The 19,789-nt window shown below is 73.1% G+C and carries 18 protein-coding genes; 4 read left to right on the forward strand and 14 right to left on the reverse strand.

Annotated features, from left to right (window positions below; all coding sequences use genetic code 11):
- Positions 1 to 41 precede the first annotated feature (41 nt).
- Both L332_RS26700 and glgB read left to right on the forward strand, forming a co-directional pair.
- Positions 42 to 2,033 carry an alpha-1,4-glucan--maltose-1-phosphate maltosyltransferase gene (locus L332_RS26700; RefSeq protein ID WP_031224183.1) on the forward strand — a complete coding sequence of 664 codons (1,992 nt, stop codon included), beginning with the start codon at positions 42 to 44 and terminating at the stop codon, positions 2,031 to 2,033.
- Positions 2,030 to 4,231 carry a 1,4-alpha-glucan branching protein GlgB gene (glgB, locus tag L332_RS26705; protein WP_021011407.1) on the forward strand — a complete coding sequence of 734 codons (2,202 nt, stop codon included), beginning with the start codon at positions 2,030 to 2,032 and terminating at the stop codon, positions 4,229 to 4,231. The genes L332_RS26700 and glgB overlap by 4 nt, the downstream gene beginning before the upstream one ends.
- Positions 4,232 to 4,619: 388 nt before the next feature.
- Here the strand turns inward: glgB and L332_RS26710 are convergent, their stop codons facing one another.
- Both L332_RS26710 and L332_RS26715 read right to left on the reverse strand, forming a co-directional pair.
- The gene (locus L332_RS26710) at positions 4,620 to 5,558 is read right to left on the reverse strand and encodes a tetratricopeptide repeat protein (protein WP_031224186.1); all 939 of its coding nucleotides are present in this window, start codon (positions 5,556 to 5,558) and stop codon (positions 4,620 to 4,622) included.
- A complete protein-coding gene (locus L332_RS26715) occupies positions 5,558 to 7,474 on the reverse strand; it encodes a hypothetical protein (RefSeq protein WP_144061093.1) in 1,917 nt (638 codons plus the stop codon). Before L332_RS26715 ends, L332_RS26710 begins: the two co-directional genes overlap by 1 nt.
- A gap of 199 nt (positions 7,475 to 7,673) precedes the next feature.
- Between L332_RS26715 and L332_RS26720 the strand changes: the two genes are divergently transcribed.
- Positions 7,674 to 8,741 carry an AI-2E family transporter gene (locus tag L332_RS26720; protein ID WP_021011410.1) on the forward strand — a complete coding sequence of 356 codons (1,068 nt, stop codon included), beginning with the start codon at positions 7,674 to 7,676 and terminating at the stop codon, positions 8,739 to 8,741.
- 1 nt (position 8,742) lies between these two features.
- On the opposite strand, the gene L332_RS26725 is transcribed toward L332_RS26720, so the two are convergent.
- The 8 genes from L332_RS26725 to rpsB all read right to left on the reverse strand — a co-directional run bounded on the left by L332_RS26725 (position 8,743) and on the right by rpsB (position 14,452).
- Positions 8,743 to 9,030, reverse strand: a complete 288-nt coding sequence (locus L332_RS26725) for a hypothetical protein (protein WP_021011411.1) — start codon at positions 9,028 to 9,030, stop codon at positions 8,743 to 8,745.
- Positions 9,030 to 9,704 carry an aggregation-promoting factor C-terminal-like domain-containing protein gene (locus L332_RS30800; RefSeq protein ID WP_235045095.1) on the reverse strand — a complete coding sequence of 225 codons (675 nt, stop codon included), beginning with the start codon at positions 9,702 to 9,704 and terminating at the stop codon, positions 9,030 to 9,032. Before L332_RS30800 ends, L332_RS26725 begins: the two co-directional genes overlap by 1 nt.
- Positions 9,705 to 9,734: 30 nt before the next feature.
- A complete protein-coding gene (locus L332_RS26735; protein ID WP_021011412.1) occupies positions 9,735 to 10,283 on the reverse strand; it encodes a DivIVA domain-containing protein in 549 nt (182 codons plus the stop codon).
- A 29-nt stretch (positions 10,284 to 10,312) separates the two neighbouring features.
- Positions 10,313 to 11,242: a phosphatidate cytidylyltransferase gene (locus L332_RS26740; RefSeq protein ID WP_021011413.1), complete on the reverse strand. Its 930-nt coding sequence runs from the start codon at positions 11,240 to 11,242 to the stop codon at positions 10,313 to 10,315.
- A 22-nt stretch (positions 11,243 to 11,264) separates the two neighbouring features.
- Complete coding sequence (frr, locus tag L332_RS26745) at positions 11,265 to 11,819, reverse strand: ribosome recycling factor (protein WP_021011414.1); 555 nt, start codon at positions 11,817 to 11,819, stop codon at positions 11,265 to 11,267.
- Between the two features lie 45 nt (positions 11,820 to 11,864).
- Positions 11,865 to 12,578, reverse strand: coding sequence for a UMP kinase (gene pyrH, locus L332_RS26750; protein WP_021011415.1), 714 nt, complete (start codon positions 12,576 to 12,578; stop codon positions 11,865 to 11,867).
- A 139-nt stretch (positions 12,579 to 12,717) separates the two neighbouring features.
- Positions 12,718 to 13,545 carry a translation elongation factor Ts gene (gene tsf / locus L332_RS26755; protein ID WP_021011416.1) on the reverse strand — a complete coding sequence of 276 codons (828 nt, stop codon included), beginning with the start codon at positions 13,543 to 13,545 and terminating at the stop codon, positions 12,718 to 12,720.
- A gap of 10 nt (positions 13,546 to 13,555) precedes the next feature.
- Positions 13,556 to 14,452 (reverse strand): 30S ribosomal protein S2, encoded by an 897-nt coding sequence (rpsB, locus tag L332_RS26760; protein WP_021011417.1) that lies wholly within the window; start codon positions 14,450 to 14,452, stop codon positions 13,556 to 13,558.
- Positions 14,453 to 14,731: 279 nt separating this feature from the next.
- On the opposite strand from rpsB, the gene L332_RS26765 reads away from it, so the two are divergent.
- The gene (locus L332_RS26765; RefSeq protein ID WP_021011418.1) at positions 14,732 to 15,280 is read left to right on the forward strand and encodes a murein hydrolase activator EnvC family protein; all 549 of its coding nucleotides are present in this window, start codon (positions 14,732 to 14,734) and stop codon (positions 15,278 to 15,280) included.
- Here the strand turns inward: L332_RS26765 and L332_RS26770 are convergent.
- From L332_RS26770 to L332_RS26785, 4 genes are all read right to left on the reverse strand, one after another.
- Positions 15,217 to 16,119, reverse strand: a complete 903-nt coding sequence (locus L332_RS26770; protein WP_021011419.1) for a tyrosine recombinase XerC — start codon at positions 16,117 to 16,119, stop codon at positions 15,217 to 15,219. The two genes, L332_RS26765 and L332_RS26770, sit on opposite strands and share 64 nt — an antisense overlap.
- The gene (locus L332_RS26775; protein WP_021011420.1) at positions 16,120 to 17,028 is read right to left on the reverse strand and encodes a metallophosphoesterase; all 909 of its coding nucleotides are present in this window, start codon (positions 17,026 to 17,028) and stop codon (positions 16,120 to 16,122) included.
- A 64-nt stretch (positions 17,029 to 17,092) separates the two neighbouring features.
- On the reverse strand, positions 17,093 to 18,298 hold the full coding sequence (gene dprA / locus L332_RS26780) for a DNA-processing protein DprA (protein ID WP_021011421.1): 1,206 nt from the start codon (positions 18,296 to 18,298) through the stop codon (positions 17,093 to 17,095).
- Positions 18,295 to 19,779, reverse strand: a complete 1,485-nt coding sequence (locus L332_RS26785; RefSeq protein WP_021011422.1) for a YifB family Mg chelatase-like AAA ATPase — start codon at positions 19,777 to 19,779, stop codon at positions 18,295 to 18,297. Before L332_RS26785 ends, dprA begins: the two co-directional genes overlap by 4 nt.
- Positions 19,780 to 19,789: the final 10 nt, after the last annotated feature.

Consider the following 19,789-nt stretch of genomic DNA (forward strand, 5'->3'; position numbering starts at 1 on the left):
CTTGCAGGAGCGATGGGTAGGTTGTGCTCGTGGCGAAGCAGATGGATGTCCTGTCCGGCCGGATCCCGGTGCTCGACCTGTACCCGCAGCAGCCCGGGAACACGTTCCCCGCGAAGGCGGTGGAGGGCGACGTCATCCCGTTCCGCGCGGTCGCGTTCCGCGAGGGTCACGACCGCATCGGCGTGACGCTCGTGCTGCGCTCCCCCTCCGGGCGCGAGCGGCGCGTGCCGATGGAGCCGCTCGGCGACGGCTTCGACCGCTGGCAGGCGCTCGCGCAGGTCGACGAGCGCGGCACGTGGCGATGGCACGTCGAGGCCTGGGCCGACGAGTGGGCGACGTGGCACCACAACGCCGAGATCAAGATCCCGGCCGGCATCGACACCGAGCTCATGGCCACGATCGGCGCGCAGCTGCTGAGCCGCGCGGCGAAGGGCGCGACCGGGGCCGACGCTACGCTCCTCGCGGGCGCGGCGAAGGCGCTCGGCGACTCGCGCACACCCATCCTGCAGCGCTGGGCGTCCGTCAACGACCCCGACATCCTCGACGCGGTCGACCGCCACCGCCCGCGGTCGCTCGAGACCGCATCCGCCGAGCTCGAGCTGCGCGTCGAGCGCACGCGCGCGGCCGTCGGCGCCTGGTACGAGTTCTTCCCGCGCTCCGAGGGCGCCGAGCGGCGCAGCGACGGCTCCTGGCGCTCCGGCACCTTCGAGACGGCCGCCAAGCGCCTGCCGGCCGTCAAGGCCATGGGCTTCGACGTGCTCTACCTGCCGCCCGTGCACCCGATCGGCGAGGTCAACCGCAAGGGCCGCAACAACACCCTCACGCCGCAGCCGGGCGACCCGGGCAGCCCGTGGGCGATCGGCTCGAAGCACGGCGGTCACGACGCGATCCACCCGGACCTCGGCACGATCGACGACTTCCGCGCGTTCGTGGCGAAGGCGGCGGATGCCGGGCTCGAGGTCGCGATGGACCTCGCCCTCCAGGCCGCGCCCGACCACCCGTGGGTCACCGAGCATCCGGAGTGGTTCACGACCCTCCCCGACGGGTCGATCGCGTTCGCCGAGAACCCGCCGAAGAAGTACCAGGACATCTACCCGATCAACTTCGACAACGACCCCGAGGGGATCGTCGCCGAGGTGCGGCGCATCCTCGACCAGTGGATCGCGTGCGGCGTGCGCATCTTCCGCGTCGACAACCCGCACACGAAGCCGCTGTGGTTCTGGGAGCGCATCATCCGCGAGGTGAACGAGGAGCACGGCGACATCGTCTTCCTCGCCGAGGCGTTCACGCGGCCCGCGGTCATGCAGGCGCTCGGCAAGGTCGGCTTCCAGCAGTCGTACACGTACTTCGCGTGGCGGAACACGAAGGCAGAGCTCGAGGAGTACCTGCAGGAGGTCTCGGGCGAGCAGGCCGCGTGGTTCAAGCCCGCGTTCTGGGTCAACACGCCCGACATCCTCACCGAGTACCTGCAGTTCGGCGGCGTGCCGGCGTTCAAGGTGCGAGCGGCGATCGCCTCGACCGCGGTGCCGACGTGGGGCATGTACGCCGGCTACGAGCTCATCGAGGCGGTCGCGCGGCCCGGCGCCGAGGAGGCGATCGACAACGAGAAGTACGAGCTCAAGCCGCGCGACTGGGAGCAGGCGGAGCGCAACGGCACGACGATCGCGCCGTACATCACGCGGCTCAACGAGATCCGCGCGCAGCACCCCGCGATCCGGCAGCTGTGGGCGCTCGACGTGCACTGGTCGGACGACGACGCGATCCTCGTCTACTCGAAGCGCGTCGAGGGCCGCTTCACCGAGTCGGGCGAGGACGACACGATCATCGTGGTCGCGAACGTCGACCCGCACTCCGCGCGGCAGACGACGGTGCACCTCGACCTGACGAAGCTCGGTCTCAAGCCCGGCGACCGGTTCGAGGCGCACGACCTCATCACCGGCGAGAGCTGGACGTGGAGCGACCACAACTTCGTGCGGCTCGACGCCTTCGTCGAGCCGGCGCACATCATCCACGTACGACGATCGGAGGCATGATGCTCGACGACGCAACCCTCCGCCGCCTCGCCGAGGGCGCGCATCCGCTGCCCCACGACCTGCTGGGCGCGCATCCGATCGACGGCTCCACGCACCTCGTGCGGGCCGTGCGCCACCTCGCCGACGCCGTCGCGGTCGTGGGCGAGGCCGAGACGCCCATGGAGCACCTCGGGCACGGGGTGTGGGAGGCCACGGTGACCGGGCCCATCCGCCCGTACCGCCTGCGCACGACCTACGGCGACGGCGGCTCGTGGGAGTCGGAGGACCCGTACCGCTTCACGCCGACGCTCGGCGAGCTCGACCTGCACCTGTGGCGCGAGGGCCGGCACGAGCAGGCGTGGAAGGTGCTCGGCTCGCGGCTGCGCGAGCACGAGGGGGTGCGGGGCGCGGCGTTCGCCGTCTGGGCGCCGAACGCGCACGCCGTGCGCATCATCGGCGACTTCAACGACTGGGTGGGCCGCGGTCACGCGATGCGCTCGATGGGCGCGAGCGGCGTGTGGGAGCTGTTCGTGCCGGGCGAGCTCGAGCACGCCGCCTACAAGTACGAGATCCTCACCGACCACGGCTGGGTGACGCGCGCCGACCCGATGGCGCGCTACACCGAGGTGCCGCCCGCGACCGCGTCGAAGGTCGGCATGAGCCGCTTCGCGTGGAGCGACGACGAGTGGATGCGGTCCCGGGCCGCGAGGGACCCCCACAACACCCCGATGTCGGTCTACGAGCTGCACTTCGGCTCCTGGCGGCCGGGCCTCGACTACCGCGAGATGGCCGATGCGCTCATCGAGCACCTCGAGGTGACGGGGTTCACGCACGTCGAGTTCATGCCGCTCGCCGAGCACCCCTTCGGTGGCTCGTGGGGCTACCAGGTGACCGGCTACTACGCGCCGACGAGCCGCTTCGGCCACCCCGACGACATGCGCTACCTCATCGACCGGCTGCACCGCGCCGGCTACGGCGTGATCATGGACTGGGTGCCGGGCCACTTCCCGAAGGACGAGTGGGCGCTCGCGCGCTTCGACGGCCGGCCGCTCTACGAGCACCCCGACCCGCGCCGCGGCGACCAGCCCGACTGGGGCACGCACGTGTTCGACTTCGGCCGGCCGGAGGTGAAGAACTTCCTCGTGGCGAACGCCGTCTACTGGATGGAGGAGTTCCACATCGACGGGCTGCGCGTCGACGCGGTCGCCTCGATGCTCTACCTCGACTACTCGCGCAAGGACGGCGAGTGGCTGCCGAACGTGCACGGCGGGCGCGAGCACCTCGAGGCGATCGCGCTGCTGCAGGAGGTCAACGCGACGGTCTACCGCCGCTGCCCCGGCATCGTCATGATCGCGGAGGAGTCGACCTCGTGGCCGGGCGTCACGAAGCCGACGGACGTCGACGGGCTCGGCTTCGGGCTCAAGTGGAACATGGGCTGGATGCACGACACGCTCCAGTACATGGCGGTCGATCCGATGTACCGCTCGCACCACCACGGCGACATCACGTTCTCGTTCCTCTACGCGTTCTCGGAGCAGTTCGTGCTCCCGATCAGCCACGACGAGGTCGTGCACGGCAAGGGCTCGCTGCTGAACAAGATGCCCGGCGATCAGTGGCAGAAGCTCGCCTCGGTGCGCGCCTACCTGACCTTCATGTGGGCGCACCCGGGCAAGCAGCTGCTGTTCATGGGGCAGGAGTTCGGGCAGCCGAGCGAGTGGAGCGAGGCGCGCGGCCTCGACTGGTGGATCCTCGACCAGCCGGTGCACCGCGGCCTCATGTCGCTCGTCGGGCAGCTCAACCGCGTCTACCGCGAGACCGAGGCGCTCTGGCTGCGCGACAACGAGCCGGGCGGATTCGAGTGGATCGACGGCGGGAACTCCTCCGACAACGTCGTGGCATTCCTGCGCTGGGGCGCGGACCGCGACCCGGTCGCGGCGATCGTCAACTTCTCGGGCCGCCCGATCGAGGGCTACCGGATGGGGCTGCCGTTCGCGGGCGAGTGGGAGGAGGTCGTGAACTCCGACGCCGTCGAGTTCGGCGGCTCGGGGGTCGGCAACCTCGGCACCGTGCACGCGACCGACGAGCCGTGGGGCGGCCGCCCCGCGTCGGCGACGATCACGATCCCGCCGCTCGCTGGCCTGCTCCTGAAGCCGAAGGCTGCGCCCACCCCGGCGCCCGCCGCTGCGACGAGCGAGGTGACCGCCTCCCCCGCGAAGTGACCGCCGCCTCCCGCGGCTGAGCGGTCATTCCCGCACGTGAGTGGCGCCTCCCGCGTTCGAGTGGCGCCGCTCGCGTCTGAGTGGCGCCTCCCGCATTCGAGTGGTCACTTCCGCGTCTGAGTGGTCACTTCCGCGTCTGAGTGGTCACTCCACGCGCGGACGGCCGAGCGCGAACGACCGCTCAAGTGCAGGCGTGACCGAGCCCATCCCGGACTGACCACTCACATCCCGGAGTGACCACTCACCTGCCGGAGTGACCACTCACCCGCGGGAGTGACCACTCACCTGCCGGAGGCGCCACTCACCTGCCGGAGGCGCCACTCACCTGCCGGAGGCGCCACTCACCTGCCGGAGGCGCCACTCGAGCCGCAGCGGGCCGCGGCAGGCGTCAGTAGAGGAGGGCCGTGAGGCGCTTGCGGGCCGCGACGACGCGCGGGTCGTCGAGGCCGACGATCTCGAAGTGGTCGAGGAGGCGCAGCCGCACGTCCTGCTTCTCGTCGCCCGAGAGCGTCGCCATGAGCTCGAGCAGCCGCAGGAACGCATCCTCGACGTGCCCGCCCGAGAGGTCGAGATCGGCCGCGAGCATCTGCGCGTCGATGTCGCGCGGGTCCGCGGCCGCGGCCGCGCGCACCTCGTCGGCGCTCTTGCCCTGCAGGCGCGAGAGCAGGCTCACCTGCGCGAGGCCGGCGATCGCCTCGGCGTCGCGCGGGTTCTGCGCGATCGCCTTCTCGAACGCGGCGATCGCGGCCGGCAGGTCGCCGATCTCGAGCGCGTCGTACGCCTCCTGGTGCAGCGGCGGCACCGGCTCGGGCGCGGGCTCCGCGGGAGCCTCCTCGCCGTCGCCGACGGGGACGCGCCCCGTGATGCCCTGCTGCTCGGCGAACGCGAGCACCTGCTCGAGCACGTCCTTCACCTGCTCCTCCGGCAGCGCGCCGGTGAAGAGCGGCGCCGGCCGGCCCCCGATGACAGCCGCGACCGTCGGGATCGACTGCGCGTTGAACGCCTGCACGAGCTGCGGGTTGGCGTCGGCGTCGACCTTCGCGAGCACGAGGCGGCCGCCGTGGCCCTCGATGAGGCGCTCGAGCACGGGCGAGAGCTGCTTGCACGGCCCGCACCACTCGGCCCAGATGTCGATGATGACCGGCACGCGGTTCGAGAGCTCGACGACCTGCGCGAAGTCCGCGTCGGTGACGTCGATGATCGCGCTCGGCACCCCTCCGGGCGCTCCGCCGCTCGCGGGCGCGGCCGCTGGCTGCTCGTGGCGGGCGGCGAGGGCCGACAGGTCGACCGCTCCCCCCATCGACGCTGGCAGTCGAGCCTCCGACATCACTGGACCTCCCTTGCGCTGACGAGCGACTGGCTGTAGCCGACGACCTGGATCTGCGTGCCCTCCGGCGCATCGGCCGGCGGCACCGAGAAGAGCACCTGGATCTGGTAGGTCGTCTCGATCCCGGTGTCGGACTGCTGCACCCCCGCGAGGATGCCTGCGCCGGCCTGCGCCTCGATCTCGACGCCGCTCTCCGTCGGCGTCGTGCGCTGCGTCTCGAGGAACGACGTCGCGAGCAGCGCGCCGCCCTCGTTCGTGACGAGCAGCATCGGCGCCTGCTCGTCCTCGGCGACGCTCCACTCGAGGTTCGAGAGCTCGAACTCGGGCAGCGCGCGCATCGCGTCCTTCGCGGGACGGCCGATCTCGGCGCGAAGCGCATCGCCCTCCTCGCGGAACCACGCGTTGTACTGCGAATCGGTGCCGTTCAGGATGACGTCGGCGTACGCCCCCGTGATCTCGTTCGGCTGGTGCAGCAGCAGCGGGGTGTCGCCCGGCAGGCTCGCGGCGCCGATCGTCGGGCTCGCGACGGCCGGCAGCTGCACGCCCGAGGCGAGCGTCGTCATGTAGACGAGCCGGTAGTTCGAGCGCGCGTCGGGCTGCTGGAACATGAGCGCCGACTGCGCCTGCGCGCCGTCCTGCCAGCCGACGACGGCCATGACCGAGCGCGGCCACACCTCCGTCTGCTGCGGCAGCAGCAGCTCGACGTCGCCGTCCGGGATCCCGGGCGCCTCGGCGAGCTCGGCGTTCTGCGCGCGCACCTGGTAGTTCGTCCTGCGGGCCTCGAGCATCGGGCCCGCGAGCCGGCGCTCGGCGATCGCGGCGTCGAGCGCCGCGTCGGCCTCGGCGACCGTCTCGCGCGTCGACTCGAGCACGCGGTCGAACTGGTTCTCCGTGAGCGCGACGGGCGGCAGCGTCTCCTCGAGCGTCGACGGCGTCGGGGCGTCCGTCGGGGCGGCCTCCGACTCGCCGCCCGGCCAGTACTGCGGCCCGCAGCCCGTGAGGCCGACGATCGCGACGACGGGCAGCGCGACGAGGCCGAAGCGGCTGCGGCGCGAGCGCGTCCCGCGGCGCTCGCGCGTGCCCGACTCGCGCCCGGGGGCGTCGGGGGCGGATGCGGTCCCGGGCTCGGGAGCGGATGCCGCGGCATCCGGCTCGGAGGGCGTGGCCGACGCGGCGTCCTCGCCTGCCGGCGCCGACGCATCCGCCTCGATCGCACCCTGCTCACCCGCGCGGGAGGGCGAGATCGGCTTCGCGGGCAGCGGCAGCCCCTGCTGCGCCTCGCGGCGCAGCGCGCGGCGCTCGGCGCGCGAGAGCTCGCGGTGGCTGCGGCGCTGCGGGCCGCGACGGCGGCGGTGGTGGCGGAGCGCGAGCAGCAGGAACAGCAGCGCGAGCGCGAGGAAGACGAGCCCGGCGGTGATGAGCGGGCCGAACAGCGGCGTCTTCGCGTCGAACGGCCACGCGACGCCGATCGCGGCGGGCGCGGCCTCGCCGGGCGCGCCGGTGATGGCGACCGCGAAGCCGACCGGCAGGTCGATCGTGAGCTCGAGCGATCCCTCGCCCTGCGCCTCCTCGATCCACATGTCGCTGCCGGCGATCGCGGGCAGCGGCTCCTCGTCGCCGCGCTGCTCGTCGAGCACGAGCGCGTCGGTCTCGTCGACGCTCGCGATGGCGTGGGCGCTCTCGCCCACCCAGCCCTCGACGTCGTGCGCGCGCCCGACGACCGCGGTGATGGGTCCGTCGCCCTCGACGGTGAGCGTCTGCACGCCGTCGTGCGCGTTCATGGCCTCGCCCGGGATGACGACGACCTGCGACTCGGGGGGCTCCTGCAGCTGCGCGACGATCGTCTCCGGCGGCGCCCAGATCGTGCGCTGCCCGATGCCGAGGCCGAGCAGCACGAGCGAGATCACGAGGCTCACGGCCGCGAGGATGTATCGCACGGGTCAGAGGTCCTTTCACGCTCGCCGCGGGATGCGGCGGGCCGTCCGGCCGGACGACGCAGAGCAGGCAAGCCTCCAGGGTACCGACGCACCCTGGGTGCTGCCAAGCCCGCCCCTGCGCCGTCCCGGCCGCGCGCCGTGCAGGGAGCAGGCCCGGGCGTCCGCCTAGGATTCGGATGTGAAGATCCGCAACGCCTTCGTGCTCGGCCTGCTCGGCGGCCTCGGCGTGCTCCTCGCCATCGCCATCGGCGCCGCGGTGCAGCAGATCGGCACCGTGCTCGTGTGGGCCTTCGCGGGCATCTTCCTCGCGCTCGGCCTCGAGCCGGTCATCCAGTTCCTCATCCGCCGCCGCGTGCCGCGCTGGGCGGCCGTGCTGCTGATCTTCATCGTGATCGTCGCGGCCCTCGTGGGCGCCGGCTGGCTCATCGTGCCGACGATCATCGCGCAGTTCTCGCTGCTCGTGCAGGCGATCGTGCAGGAGGTCGAGAGCGGGCTGCTCGACAGCGTGCTCGACTGGGTGCGCGAGACGTTCCCGGCGTTCGACGTCGACGGCACCCTCGACCAGCTCGGCGGCGCGCTCACCGACTTCAACACCTGGTCGTCGCTGCCCCCGTGGATGGCGGAGGTGGTCGGCTCGATCGTCGCGAGCATCGGGCAGGTCGCGTTCGCGATCGGCGGCGGGCTCATCGTCGTCGTGCTCATGCTCTACTTCACGGGCTCGCTGCCGGCCATCAAGTCGGGCATGTACCGCCTCGTGCCGGCGTCGTCGCGGCCGAAGTTCATCGAGATCGCCGAGCAGATCATGAAGTCGGTCGGGCGCTTCGTGCTCGGGCAGGGCGCCCTCGGGCTGCTGAACGGCACGCTCTCGCTCATCGTGCTCTCGATCGTCGGCTCCGAGCTCGCGGGCGTCTACGCCTTCATCGCGCTCATCGCCTCGACCATCCCGCTCGTCGGCACCATCACCGCATCCGTCGTCATCTCGTTGCTCGTGCTGCTGCTCGACGGTCCGCAGACGGCGCTGCCGGTCGCGATCTGGTACCTCGTCTACATGCAGCTCGAGGCGTACGTCATCAGCCCGCAGGTCATGAACCGCGCGGTGAAGGTGCCGGGCGTCGTGGTCGTGCTCGCGGCCCTCACGGGCGGCACGCTGCTCGGCATCCTCGGCGCGCTCGTCGCGATCCCGGTCGCCGCGGCGATCCAGCTGATCCTGAAGGAAGTCGTGATCCCGAAGCAGGACCTCAAGTAGCTCAGGCGGCGCGCCAGCAGCCGGTGTGCCAGTGGCGCCGATCCTCGATCGCCCGCTCGCCGAAGATCGAGTCGGCGCGCCAGACGACGACGTGCGCGGTGCCGGCCGTGACGGACTGGCCGCAGCCGGGGCACGAGTAGTCCTTCACCGCGGCGTGCGCGGCCATCGGCTGCACGTGCCACTCCCCGCCCGCGCGGCGCTCGACGCGCCGCACGCCCTGCATGAGCCGCTCGACGTCGAGCGGCACGTGCTCGGTGGCGCGGCGACGGGACGGCCGCCGCGACGGCATCAGTACCAGCCGACCCGCTGCGAGTGGCCCCAGGCGCCGCACGGGGTGCCGTAGCGGCCCGAGATGTAGCCGAGGCCCCACGTGATCTGCGTCACGGGGTTCGTCTGCCAGTCGGCGCCGGCCGAGGCCATCTTCGATCCGGGCAGCGACTGCGGGATGCCGTACGCGCCGCTCGAGCGGTTCTGCGCGTAGACGTTCCAGTTCGACTCCTTCTGCCACAGCGAGTAGAGGCAGGAGTACTGGTCCTCGCCCCAGCCGCGGGCGAGCACCATCTGGCGCGCGATCGCCTGCGCGGAGCCGGGATCGGGCGCGGCGACCGCGGGGATCGGCAGCGCGGCGCGAGCCGCCGTGCCGCCGCTCGAGGCGGCAGCGGGTGCGGCCGCGACGGGCGCGGGCTCGGGGGTCGGGGTGGGCGTCGGGGTGTGCACGACGATCGTGTCGCGGACGAGCGACGCCTGCTCGCCCGTGACCTCGCCGAGCGCCTGCCCCGGTCGCGGCTCGCTCAGCAGCGTCGCCGGCTCGGCGGCGACCTGCGCGCCGGGGGTCGCGGCGACGGAGACGAGCACGAAGCCCGCGGCGGCGACGAGCGAGACGCCCGAGAGCACGCCGCGAGTGCGCGTCGAGCGCGCGGAAGCGGTGGCAGATCGGGTGAACACGAGGATCCACGTTATCACGGAATGGTAACGACGCCGAGGGTGCGAGGGTCAGCGCACCGCCAGCATGAGCCCGACGACCGAGTCGAGCATCGCATCCACCTCGTCCTCGTCGTAGCCGCCGAACTGGGCGTCGAACTGGGCGGTGCGCACCTCGCGGGCCGACATGTCGGGCCCGTCCTCGAGGTAGTCGGCGATGCGGAGCGCGAACGCATCGACCTCCGCGACCCGGTAGCCGCGCGAGATGCGGCTCACGCGCCGGAACCGCTCGCCGTCGGGGCGGCGCAGCTGCTCGAGCACCTGCACGGCGCGCTCGCGGATCTGCGCGTACCAGGCCTCCTCGCCGTGCTCGGCGATGCCGCGCTCGTGCTCCCGCCGCGCGAACGCCTCCTCGAGCCGCTCGAGCGCGGCGTCGACGTGCGCGGGCGAGTAGCCGCCCTTCTGCATCGGGAAGCTCGTGCGCCGGATGCTCGACGAGTCGATCGCCGTGGCCGCGCGGGCGTCGGTCGCGTAGGCCCGTCGAGCGTCCTCGAGGAAGTCCTCGACCTGCTCGATGTCGTAGCCGGGCTGCGACCGCTTCGCCCTCGGGAACGTGCTCATCGTCACCATCATGCCAGGGGCGGCTCGCGTCAGGCGTGCACCACCTGGAAGAGCGCCATCATGACGACCGCGCTCGGCAGGATCGAGTCGAGCCGATCGAGGAACCCGCCGTGGCCCGGCAGGAACGACCCGATGTCCTTGATGCCGAGGTCGCGCTTGATGATCGACTCGGCGAGGTCGCCGACCGTCGCGGTGACGACGAGGAGCGCGGCGAGGATGAAGCCGAACCACCACTCCTGCCCCAGCAGCCACACCGAGAGCGCGATGCCGGCGAGCGTCGCGGCGAGCGCGCCGCCCGCGAGGCCCTCCCACGTCTTGCCGGGGCTGATGCGCGGCGCGAGCTTGTGCTTGCCGAGCCACACGCCGGCGGCGAGTGCGCCGGTGTCGATGACGGTCGTCATCGCGATCATCGCGAGCGTCCACCACTGCCCGCCCTCCTGCGCGGTGAGCAGCACGGCGAAGCTGCCGAGCACCGCGATGTAGGCGATGCAGAGCGCGCCGCCCGTGACGTCGGCGAAGACGGCGGATGCGCCGGTGCGGGTGCGCACGTCGGCGAGCTCGAGCACGCGCACGAGCGCGACGAGCGCGATCGCGCCGAGCGTGGACCACCACAGGCCCGCGGCGCCGAAGTACCACGTGATCGGGACGATCGCGCTGCCGAGCAGCACGAGCGGGATGCGCGGCACGTCGCGGCCGGCGAACCGCAGGGCGCTCGCGAGCTCGTAGAGCGCGAAGCCCACCATGACGGTGCCGAGGAGCATGAAGAGGGTCTTGACCCACAGCAGGCTCGCGAGCAGCAGCCCGCCGAGCAGGAGGCCGATGCCGATCGCGGCCGCGAGGTCGCGCCCCGTGCGCTTGTTGACGCGCGCGCGGGCCGCCTCGATCTGATCCCTGGCCGCGTGGATCTGCGCCTGGATCTGGGCGTCGATCTCGGCGGCGCTGCGATGCTCCTTGCGCATCCGTCGCCTCCCGAGCCCTCGATCAGACCTCGAGGAGCTCGGCCTCCTTCTTCTTGAGCGCCTCGTCGACGCCCTCGATCGACTGCTTCGTGATCTGCTCGAGCTCCTTCTCGGCGCGCGCGATCTCGTCGTCGCCGACCTCGCCGGTGAGCTTGTCGAGGTCGGTCATCGCCTGGCGGCGCACGTTGCGGATCGCGACGCGGGCCTGCTCGGCCTTGTCCTTGACGATCTTCACGTAGTCCTTGCGGCGCTCGGCCGTGAGCTCGGGCATCGTGATGCGCACGATCTGGCCGTCGTTCGAGGGCGTGACGCCGAGGTGCGGCGCGTTGACGATCGCGCGCTCGATGTCCTTGAGCGCCGACTTGTCGAAGGGCGTGATGACGAGCACGCGGGCCTCGGGCTGCTGGAACGACGCGAGCTGCATGAGCGGCGTCGGCGTGCCGTAGTACTCGACGTTGAGGCGCTGGAACAGCGCGGGGTTCGCGCGGCCGGCGCTCACCGTCTGGAAGTCGTCCTTCGCGACCTCGATCGACTGCGTCATCTTCTCCTTGGCCGAAGCCAGAACGTCGCTGATCACGTGGTTCCTTCCGTTGCTGTGGATTCTAGTGCGCGGATCGCGCGATCAGGCGCGCACGAGCGTGCCGACCGGCTCGCCGAGGATCGCCTTGGCGAGCGCGCCGTCGCCGTCCATGCCGAAGACGCGCATCGGCATCCGGTTGTCCATGCACAGGCTGAACGCGGTCGAGTCGACGACCTTGAGGCCGCGCACGAGTGCGTCCTGGTACGTGATCTCGTCGAAGCGGGTCGCGCTCGCGTCGAGCTTGGGGTCGGCGCTGTAGACGCCGTCGACGCCGTTCTTGGCGACGAGCACCTGATCGGCGTCGATCTCGAGGGCGCGCTGCGCCGCGACGGTGTCGGTCGAGAAGTAGGGCAGGCCGGCGCCCGCGCCGAAGATCACGACGCGGCCCTTCTCGAGGTGGCGCTCGGCGCGGCGCGGGATGTACGGCTCGGCGACCTGCGTCATCTGGATGGCCGACTGCACGCGCGTCTCGGCGCCCGCCTGCTCGAGGAAGTCCTGCAGCGCGAGCGAGTTCATGACCGTGCCGAGCATGCCCATGTAGTCGGCGCGGCCGCGGTCCATGCCGCGCTGGCTCAGCTCGGCGCCGCGGAAGAAGTTGCCGCCGCCGACGACGATCGCGATCTCGACGGTCTCCGCCGCCTCGGCGATCTGCTTCGCGATCGCGGAGACGACGTCGGGGTTCACGCCGAGGCTGCCGCCGCCGAACGACTCGCCCGAGAGCTTCAGGAGGACTCGGCGGCGCGACTGTGCTGGCATGGACTCCTCCTGGATCGTGACCCCCGGCGGGCCTCCAGAAGCCTACCGCGACCGCCGGACGGCGCGGTCCGGGCACTGCTCCGTGCCGGGGGACGACGGAGGGCCGGGGTCTCCCCCGGCCCTCCTGTCGAGCGTGCTGCTACGCGCCGACCTTGAAGCGCGCGAAGCCGGTGACCGTGAGGCCGGCGGCCTCGAGGACCTTGCCGACGGTCTGCTTGCTGTCGCGGGCGTAGTCCTGGTCGAGCAGGACGATCTGCTTGAAGAAGCCGTTGAGGCGGCCCTCGATGATCTTCGGCAGGGCGCCCTCGGGCTTGCCCTCGCCGCGAGCGATCTCCGAGACGAGCTCGCGCTCCTTCTCGACCTGCTCGGCCGGCACCTCGTCGCGCGAGACGAAGGTCGGGTCGAACATCGCGATGTGCTGCGCGACGGCGCGCGCCGTCTCCGCGTCGTCGCCCGAGTAGGCGACCACGACGCCGACCTGCGGGGGCAGGTCCTTCGACGTGCGGTGCAGGTAGACGGCGTGCTGCTGGCCCTCGACGCGCGTGACCTTCGTGAGCTCGACCTTCTCGCCGATGGTGGCGGCCTGCTCCTCGATGATCGACTTGACGGTGCCCGACTCGGCCGGCGCGGCGAGCGCCGACTCGAGGTCGGTCGCGCCCGCGGCGGCGACCGCTGCGACGACGCGCTCCGAGAGCGCGATGAACTTCTCGTTCTTCGCGACGAAGTCGGTCTCGCAGCCAAGCGCGATCATCGTGACGGCGCCCTCGCCCTCGGCGACGGCGACGAGGCCCTCGCTCGTGGAGCGGTCGGCGCGCTTCGCGTTGCCCTTCGCGCCCTTGAGGCGGAGGATCTCGGTCGCCTTCTCGACGTCGCCGCCGGCCTCCTCGAGGGCGGCCTTCGTGTCGCTCATGCCGGTGCCGAGCTGCTCGCGCAGCATCTTGAGGTCGGCGATGCTGATGTTGGCCATGCGCTGCTCCTTAGTTCGACTCGGACGCGGTGGCGTCCTCGGTGGTCTCGGCGGCGGGCGCCTCCTCGGCCGGAGCCTCGGCGGCGGCCTCGGCCGGCGCCTCCTCCGCGGCGGGCGCGGCGTCGGCGGCGGGCGCGGCGGCCTGCTCGGCGTTCGCCTGCTCGAGGAGCTCGCGCTCCCACTCGGCCATCGGCTCGACCTCGCCGTCGGCACCGCCGCCGTGGCGCTGCATGAGGCCCTCGGCGGCCGCGTCGGCCACGATCTTCGTCAGCAGCGCGACCGAGCGGATCGCGTCGTCGTTGCCCGGGATCGGGTAGGCGACGTCGTCGGGGTCGCAGTTCGTGTCGAGGATGGCGATGATCGGGATGCCGAGCTTCTTCGCCTCGTCGACCGCGAGGTGCTCCTTGTTCGTGTCGACGATCCACAGCGCGGACGGCGTGCGCTGCAGGTTGCGGATGCCGCCGAGCGACTTCTGCAGCTTGAGGAGCTCGCGCTTCTTGAGCAGCAGCTCCTTCTTCGTGTAGCCCTGCGTCGTGTCGTCGAAGTCGAGCTCCTCGAGCTCCTTCATGCGGCTCAGTCGCTTCGAGACCGTGTTGAAGTTCGTGAGCAGGCCACCGAGCCAGCGCTGGTTGACGTAGGGCTGGCCCACGCGCGTCGCCTGCTCGGCGATCGACTCCTGCGCCTGCTTCTTGGTGCCGACGAAGAGCACGCTGCCGCCGTGGGCGACGGTCTCCTTGACGAAGTCGTACGCCTTGTCGATGTGGGCGAGCGACTGCTGCAGGTCGATGATGTAGATGCCGGAGCGCTCCGTGAAGATGAATCGCTTCATCTTGGGGTTCCAGCGTCGGGTCTGGTGCCCGAAGTGCACGCCGCTGTCGAGCAGCTGGCGAGTCGTGACGACGGCCATGGCCGCCTCCTTCTTCTGTTCTGGTTGCCGGCTCGACCGGTCGGCCGAGCCCCTGGCGCCCTGACGCACCCCCACCAGGCGTTCGAGCACGGAGCGTGCAGGCTCTGTGCTCGAGAGCTGGACCAACGGAGGTGTCGTCGCGACGGGCGCGCGTAGTCATCGCCGAGAGGCGACGCCCTCCCATGCTACACGCCGCGGGGCCCGCCGTCGCGGGCGCGTTCTCCACCGGTGCCGCGCGCATCCGCCCCGCCCCGCCGCCCTCCGCGGCACGCTGTCGGGATGCGCGCCCTCGCGATCCTGCTCGCGCTCGCCGTCGCGCCGTGGGTGTGGCCGGTCGAGCCGGCGGTCGTGGCGCGCGCGTTCGACATGGCGGCCGGGCCCTACGGTCCCGGGCATCGCGGCATCGACCTCGAAGCGGCACCGGGGTCGGCGGTCGTCGCGCCCGACGACGGCACGGTGCGGTTCGCCGGCCCGGTCGCCGGCCGGCCGGTCGTCTCGATCGAGCACGCGGGCGGGCTCGTGTCGAGCTTCGAGCCGGTCGAGCCCGCCGTCGCGCGCGGCGATGCCGTGCGCCGGGGCGAGCGGATCGGCACGCTGCTGCCCGGCCACGTGCCGGGCGCGACGAGGCTGCACGTCGGGGCGCGGCTCGCCGGGCAGTACGTCGACCCGCTGCCGCTCCTCGGCGTCGAGCGGCCGGTGCTGCTGCCCATGCGGGGCGGCAAGCGCACCCTGGCACGCGGATGCGCTCGGGCGCGCGGGTGCGCTCAAGCGCGCGGGTGGGCGGTGCGGTACGCCTCGGCGAGGCGCTCGAGCGAGACGTGCGTGTAGATCTGCGTCGTGCCGAGGCTCGAGTGGCCGAGCATCTCCTGCACCGCGCGGAGGTCGGCGCCCCCGTCGAGGAGGTGCGTCGCCGCGGTGTGGCGGAGGGTGTGCGGCCCGTGCGGGCCCGAGCCCGGCGTCGCCTCGAGCAGCGACGTCACGAGCTCGTGCACGCGCCGCTGCCCGAGGCGCCCGCCCCGCGCGCCGAGGAAGAGCGCCGGCTGCGAGCGCGCGGCGCTCACGAGCCGCGGCCGGCCGCTGCGGAGCCAGTCGACGATCGCGTCGAGCGCGGGCCGGCCGAAGGGGACGACGCGCTCCTTCGACCCCTTGCCCGTGACGCGCACGGTGAGCCGCTCGAGATCGACGTCGTCGACGTCGAGCCCGACGAGCTCGCTGACCCGCAGCGCGCTCGCGTAGAGCAGCTCGACGACGGCGACGTCGCGGAGCGCCGTCGCGTCGCCCTCGGCAGCCGCTGCGTGGAGCGACGCCAGCACGGCGTCGATCGCTTGCCGGGAGAGCACGCGCGGCAAGTGGCGATCGCGCTTCGGCGTGCGCAGCCGCGCCGCGACGTCGTCGCCGCCGTGCGCGGCGAGCCACCGGCTGAACCCGCGCGCCGCGGCCGAGCGCCGGGCGATCGTCGACTTGCCCATGCCCGACTCCGCGCTCGCGTAGAGCCAGTCGCGGAGCGCGTCGAGGTCGACGTCGGCGGCGTCGCGGATGCCCGAGCGCTCGCAGTGCTCCTCGAGGCTGCGGAGGTCGCCGCGGTAGCCGCGCACGGTGTTGGCCGAGTAGCCGCGCTCGCGCTCGAGGTGGGCGAGGTAGCCCTCGATGCCCTCGGCGAGCAGCACTCAGGCCTCGTCGGCGGGAGCGGGCTTGCGGCTGAAGCGGTCGAGCCGTTCGGCGGGCTCGAGCGCGTCGACGGCGCGCGCGAGCTCGGCGGGCACCGTCTCGCGCGAGTCGTGCGGCAGCGCCGGCACGACCGAGTGGGCGATCGCGTCGGCGTACACCTCGACGAGGTTGAACGACTGGGTCGCGTCGATGCCGTGCATCGCCGGCGGCGGGCCGGCGAGGTCGTCGGCGTAGCTCGTCGCGCTCGCGAGCACGACGGGCACCTCGGCGAAGGTGCCCGAGCCGCCGATGTGGAGGTGGCCGGAGAGGATCGCGCGCACGTCGGCGCCGTCGACGACCTCGCGCAGGCGCTGCTCGTCGCGGAACTCGAGCAGCCGCATCAGGCGCGTCCGGTACGGCAGCGGCGGGTGGTGCATGACGAGCACGCAGCCGAGCGCGGGCGGGTCGGCGAGCGCGTCGGCGAGCCACGCCGCCTGGCCCTCGTCGAAGCCGCCGTGGTGCCAGCCGGGCAGGCTCGAGTCGAGCGCGACGATCCGCAGCCCGCCCACCTCGACGATCGAGTCGATCGGGTCGAGGGGCCCGCCGCCGAGGCCGAGCGCCTCGCGCATCGCGGGCCGCTCGTCGTGGTTGCCGGCGGTCCAGACGATCGGTGCGCCGATCTCGGCGGCGACGGGCTCGAGGATCTCGCGCGCGAGCGCGTACGCGCCGGGCTCCCCGAGGTCGGCGACGTCGCCCGAGACGACGATGACGTCGGCGTCCGCGGCCGCGACGCGCAGCCGCGCCGCGGTGTCGCGGAGGTGTGCCTCGGTGTCGACGAGGTCGGCGAGCGGCGCGCCGCCCGCGAGCAGGTGCGTGTCGCTGAGGTGCGCGATGACGACCGCCGCGTCCGGGTGCATGCCGTAGGTCACGCGCTCAGGCTAGTCACGCGCGGCGCGCGGCTCCGGCGAACGCGCCGGACGGCACCGCCACCGCCTACCGCGCCGCTTTCACCCAACCACCCGCGCGCTCGACGGCTCGCGCGCCGAGCTCGAGGAGCGAGAGCGACGCGACGACGTCGCCGCGCGCCATGCCGGTGCGCACGGCGAGTTCGTCGACGTCGCGCGCCGCCCTCGCGCTCAGCGCGTCGAGCACCCGCAGCTCGTCGCTCGAGAGCCCGCCGATCGGCGGCTGCTCCTCCCCCGGCCCGTCGACGAGCTCGACGATGTGCTCGGCGCGCTCGATCACCGCCGCGCCGTAGTCGCGCAGCAGCCGGTGGCAGCCGGTGCTCGCGCCCGAGGTGACGGGGCCGGGCACGGCGCCGAGCGGCCGCCCGAGCGCCGCGGCGTGCCCCGCGGTGTTGATCGACCCGGAGCGGCTCCCCGCCTCGACGACGACGGTCGCGCTCGCGAGCGCCGCGATGAGCCGGTTGCGCGCGAGGAACCGCCAGCGGGTGGGCGGCACGCCGCTCGGCGCCTCGGCGATGACGCAACCGGTCGCGGCGACGCGCTGCAGCAGCTCGTCGTGCCCCGCCGGGTAGAAGCGATCGAGTCCGCCGGCGAGCACGGCGACGGTCGTGCCCCCGGCGGCCATCGCGGCGCGATGCGCGGTGCCGTCGATGCCGTACGCGCCGCCGGAGACGACGGCGAACCCGCGGTCGACGAGCCCGGCGGCGAGCTGCCCGGTGACGAGCTCGCCGTAGCCCGACGAGGCGCGCGAGCCGACGAGCGCGGCCGAGCGCGCGCACCGCGCGAGCGTCGCCGGATCGCCGCGGACCCACAGCCCGGCCGGCGCGTGCGGACCGAGGTCGTCGATGGCCGTCGGCCAGCTCGCGTCGGCTCTCGTGAGCAGCAGCTGCCCGAACGCCGCGCCTTGCGTGAACGCCGAGAGGATCCGCTCCGCCTCGAGCCGCGGCCGCCAGCGCTCGACGCCCGCCGAGACCGCTCGTGCCGCCTCGGCGTCGCCGAGCTCGTCCGCCCACGTGCTCGCGCCGGCGCCCTCGACGAGCAGCTCGAGCGCTCGCACGTCGCCGATGAGCTCGCGAGCGACGCCGACCGCGCCGTCGCCGGGCTCGGGCAGCACCGTCCAGGCGCCGGCCGCGAAGCGCGCCACGACCTCGGCGTCGGTCGGCTCGACGCCAGGGGGCATGGTCGGGATCACGGCCGCCCTCAGCCGCTCGAGCGGGATGCGGTACGGCTTCATGCGGGGATCCCCTTCCGGAGCGCGAGCGCTCGACCGATGTGGGTGCGCGACGGCGCGTCGACGCCATCGAGGTCGGCCATCGTCCACGCGACGCGAACGGCGCGATCGAGCCCGCGCATCGTGAGCGCGCCGCGCTCGACGGCCTGCTCGAGCGGCAGCAGCAGCTCGCGGCCGAGCGGCAGGTTCCGCCGCAGCCACGGCCCCGGCACGTGGCCCATCGCGCGCCACTCGGTGCCCTCGAGCCGGCGCTCGGCGCGCGCCCTCGCCTCCGCGACCCTCGCGGCAGCCTCGGCGCTCGAGCGCCGCGCGCCGTCGGCGCCGGGCAGCACGCGATCGACCCGCACCTGCAGGTCGACGCGGTCGAGCAGCGGCCCGGAGAGGCGGCTGAAGTAGCGGCGCCTCTGCTGCGGCGGGCACGTGCACTCGCCGCTGCCGAAGAGCCCGCACGGGCACGGGTTCGCGGCGAGCAGGAGCTGGAAGCGCGCGGGGAACGTCGCGACACCCGCCGCGCGGTGGATCGTGATCGTGCCCGATTCGAGCGGCTGGCGCAGCATGTCGAGCACGGTGCGCGGGAACTCCGGCGCCTCGTCCAAGAAGAGCACGCCGTGCGTGGCTCGAGCCGCCGCGCCGGGGCGGATGGTGCCCGACCCACCGCCCACGAGCGAGACAGCCGTCGCGGAGTGGTGCGGGTGCTCGAACGGCGGCAGCACGTCGAGGGTCGAGGGCGGCGGCTCGCCCGCGAGCGAGCGCAGCGACGCGACCTCGAGCGCCTCCTGCTCGGTGAGCGCCGGGAGGATCCCGGGCAGCCGCATCGCGAGCATCGTCTTGCCCGCGCCGGGCGGGCCGACCATGAGCAGGTGGTGGGAGCCGGCGGCCGCGATCTCGAGCGCCTCGACGGCGTCGCGGTTGCCGACGACGTCGGCGAGGTCGAGGTCGGCGTGGGCGCGCGGCACGGGGGCGGCCGCCGGGACGGGCTCGACGGGTTCCGGGTCGAGGTCGGCGCCGAGCAGCGCCGCCGCGTGCGCGAGGCTCGGCGCTCCGAGCACGCGGATGCCCGCGACGAGCGACGCCTCGTCGACGGACGCGGTCGGCACCACGACGCGCGTCATGCCGGCCTCGGCCGCAGCTCGCGCGAGCGGCAGCGTGCCCGCGACGGGTCGCAGGCGGCCGTCGAGCCCGAGCTCGCCGAGCAGCGCCGTCTCGCCGTCGTCGGGCGGTACGACCCGCATGGCGCGCAGCACCGCGACGCCCATCGCGAGGTCGAAGTGCGTGCCGGCCTTCGGCAGCGACGCGGGCGTGAGGTTGATGACCGTCTTCCCGTGCGGCGGGGTGAGCCCCGCTCGAGCGATCGCGCTCCAGGTGCGGTGCTGCGCCTGCTGCACGGCGCGATCAGGCAGCCCGACGATGTGCACGCGCGGCAGCCCGCTCGAGGCGTGCACCTCGATCTGCACGCCGACGCCCGCCAGTCCCTGCAGCGCCACGCACGCCGCC

It is taken from the genome of Agrococcus pavilionensis RW1 (assembly GCF_000400485.1).
Lineage (GTDB): Bacteria > Actinomycetota > Actinomycetes > Actinomycetales > Microbacteriaceae > Agrococcus > Agrococcus pavilionensis.

What these genes read in the sequence shown, in the direction of transcription:
- L332_RS26700 (WP_031224183.1), top strand. Translation starts at nt 42, where the DNA reads ATGGATGTCCTGTCCGGCCGGATCCCGGTGCTCGACCTGTACCCGCAG.
- glgB (WP_021011407.1), top strand. Translation starts at nt 2,030, where the DNA reads ATGATGCTCGACGACGCAACCCTCCGCCGCCTCGCCGAGGGCGCGCAT.
- L332_RS26710 (WP_031224186.1), bottom strand. Translation starts at nt 5,558, where the DNA reads ATGTCGGAGGCTCGACTGCCAGCGTCGATGGGGGGAGCGGTCGACCTG.
- L332_RS26725 (WP_021011411.1), bottom strand. Translation starts at nt 9,030, where the DNA reads ATGCCGTCGCGGCGGCCGTCCCGTCGCCGCGCCACCGAGCACGTGCCG.
- L332_RS26735 (WP_021011412.1), bottom strand. Translation starts at nt 10,283, where the DNA reads ATGAGCACGTTCCCGAGGGCGAAGCGGTCGCAGCCCGGCTACGACATC.
- L332_RS26740 (WP_021011413.1), bottom strand. Translation starts at nt 11,242, where the DNA reads ATGCGCAAGGAGCATCGCAGCGCCGCCGAGATCGACGCCCAGATCCAG.
- pyrH (WP_021011415.1), bottom strand. Translation starts at nt 12,578, where the DNA reads ATGCCAGCACAGTCGCGCCGCCGAGTCCTCCTGAAGCTCTCGGGCGAG.
- tsf (WP_021011416.1), bottom strand. Translation starts at nt 13,545, where the DNA reads ATGGCCAACATCAGCATCGCCGACCTCAAGATGCTGCGCGAGCAGCTC.
- rpsB (WP_021011417.1), bottom strand. Translation starts at nt 14,452, where the DNA reads ATGGCCGTCGTCACGACTCGCCAGCTGCTCGACAGCGGCGTGCACTTC.
- L332_RS26765 (WP_021011418.1), top strand. Translation starts at nt 14,732, where the DNA reads ATGCGCGCCCTCGCGATCCTGCTCGCGCTCGCCGTCGCGCCGTGGGTG.
- dprA (WP_021011421.1), bottom strand. Translation starts at nt 18,298, where the DNA reads ATGAAGCCGTACCGCATCCCGCTCGAGCGGCTGAGGGCGGCCGTGATC.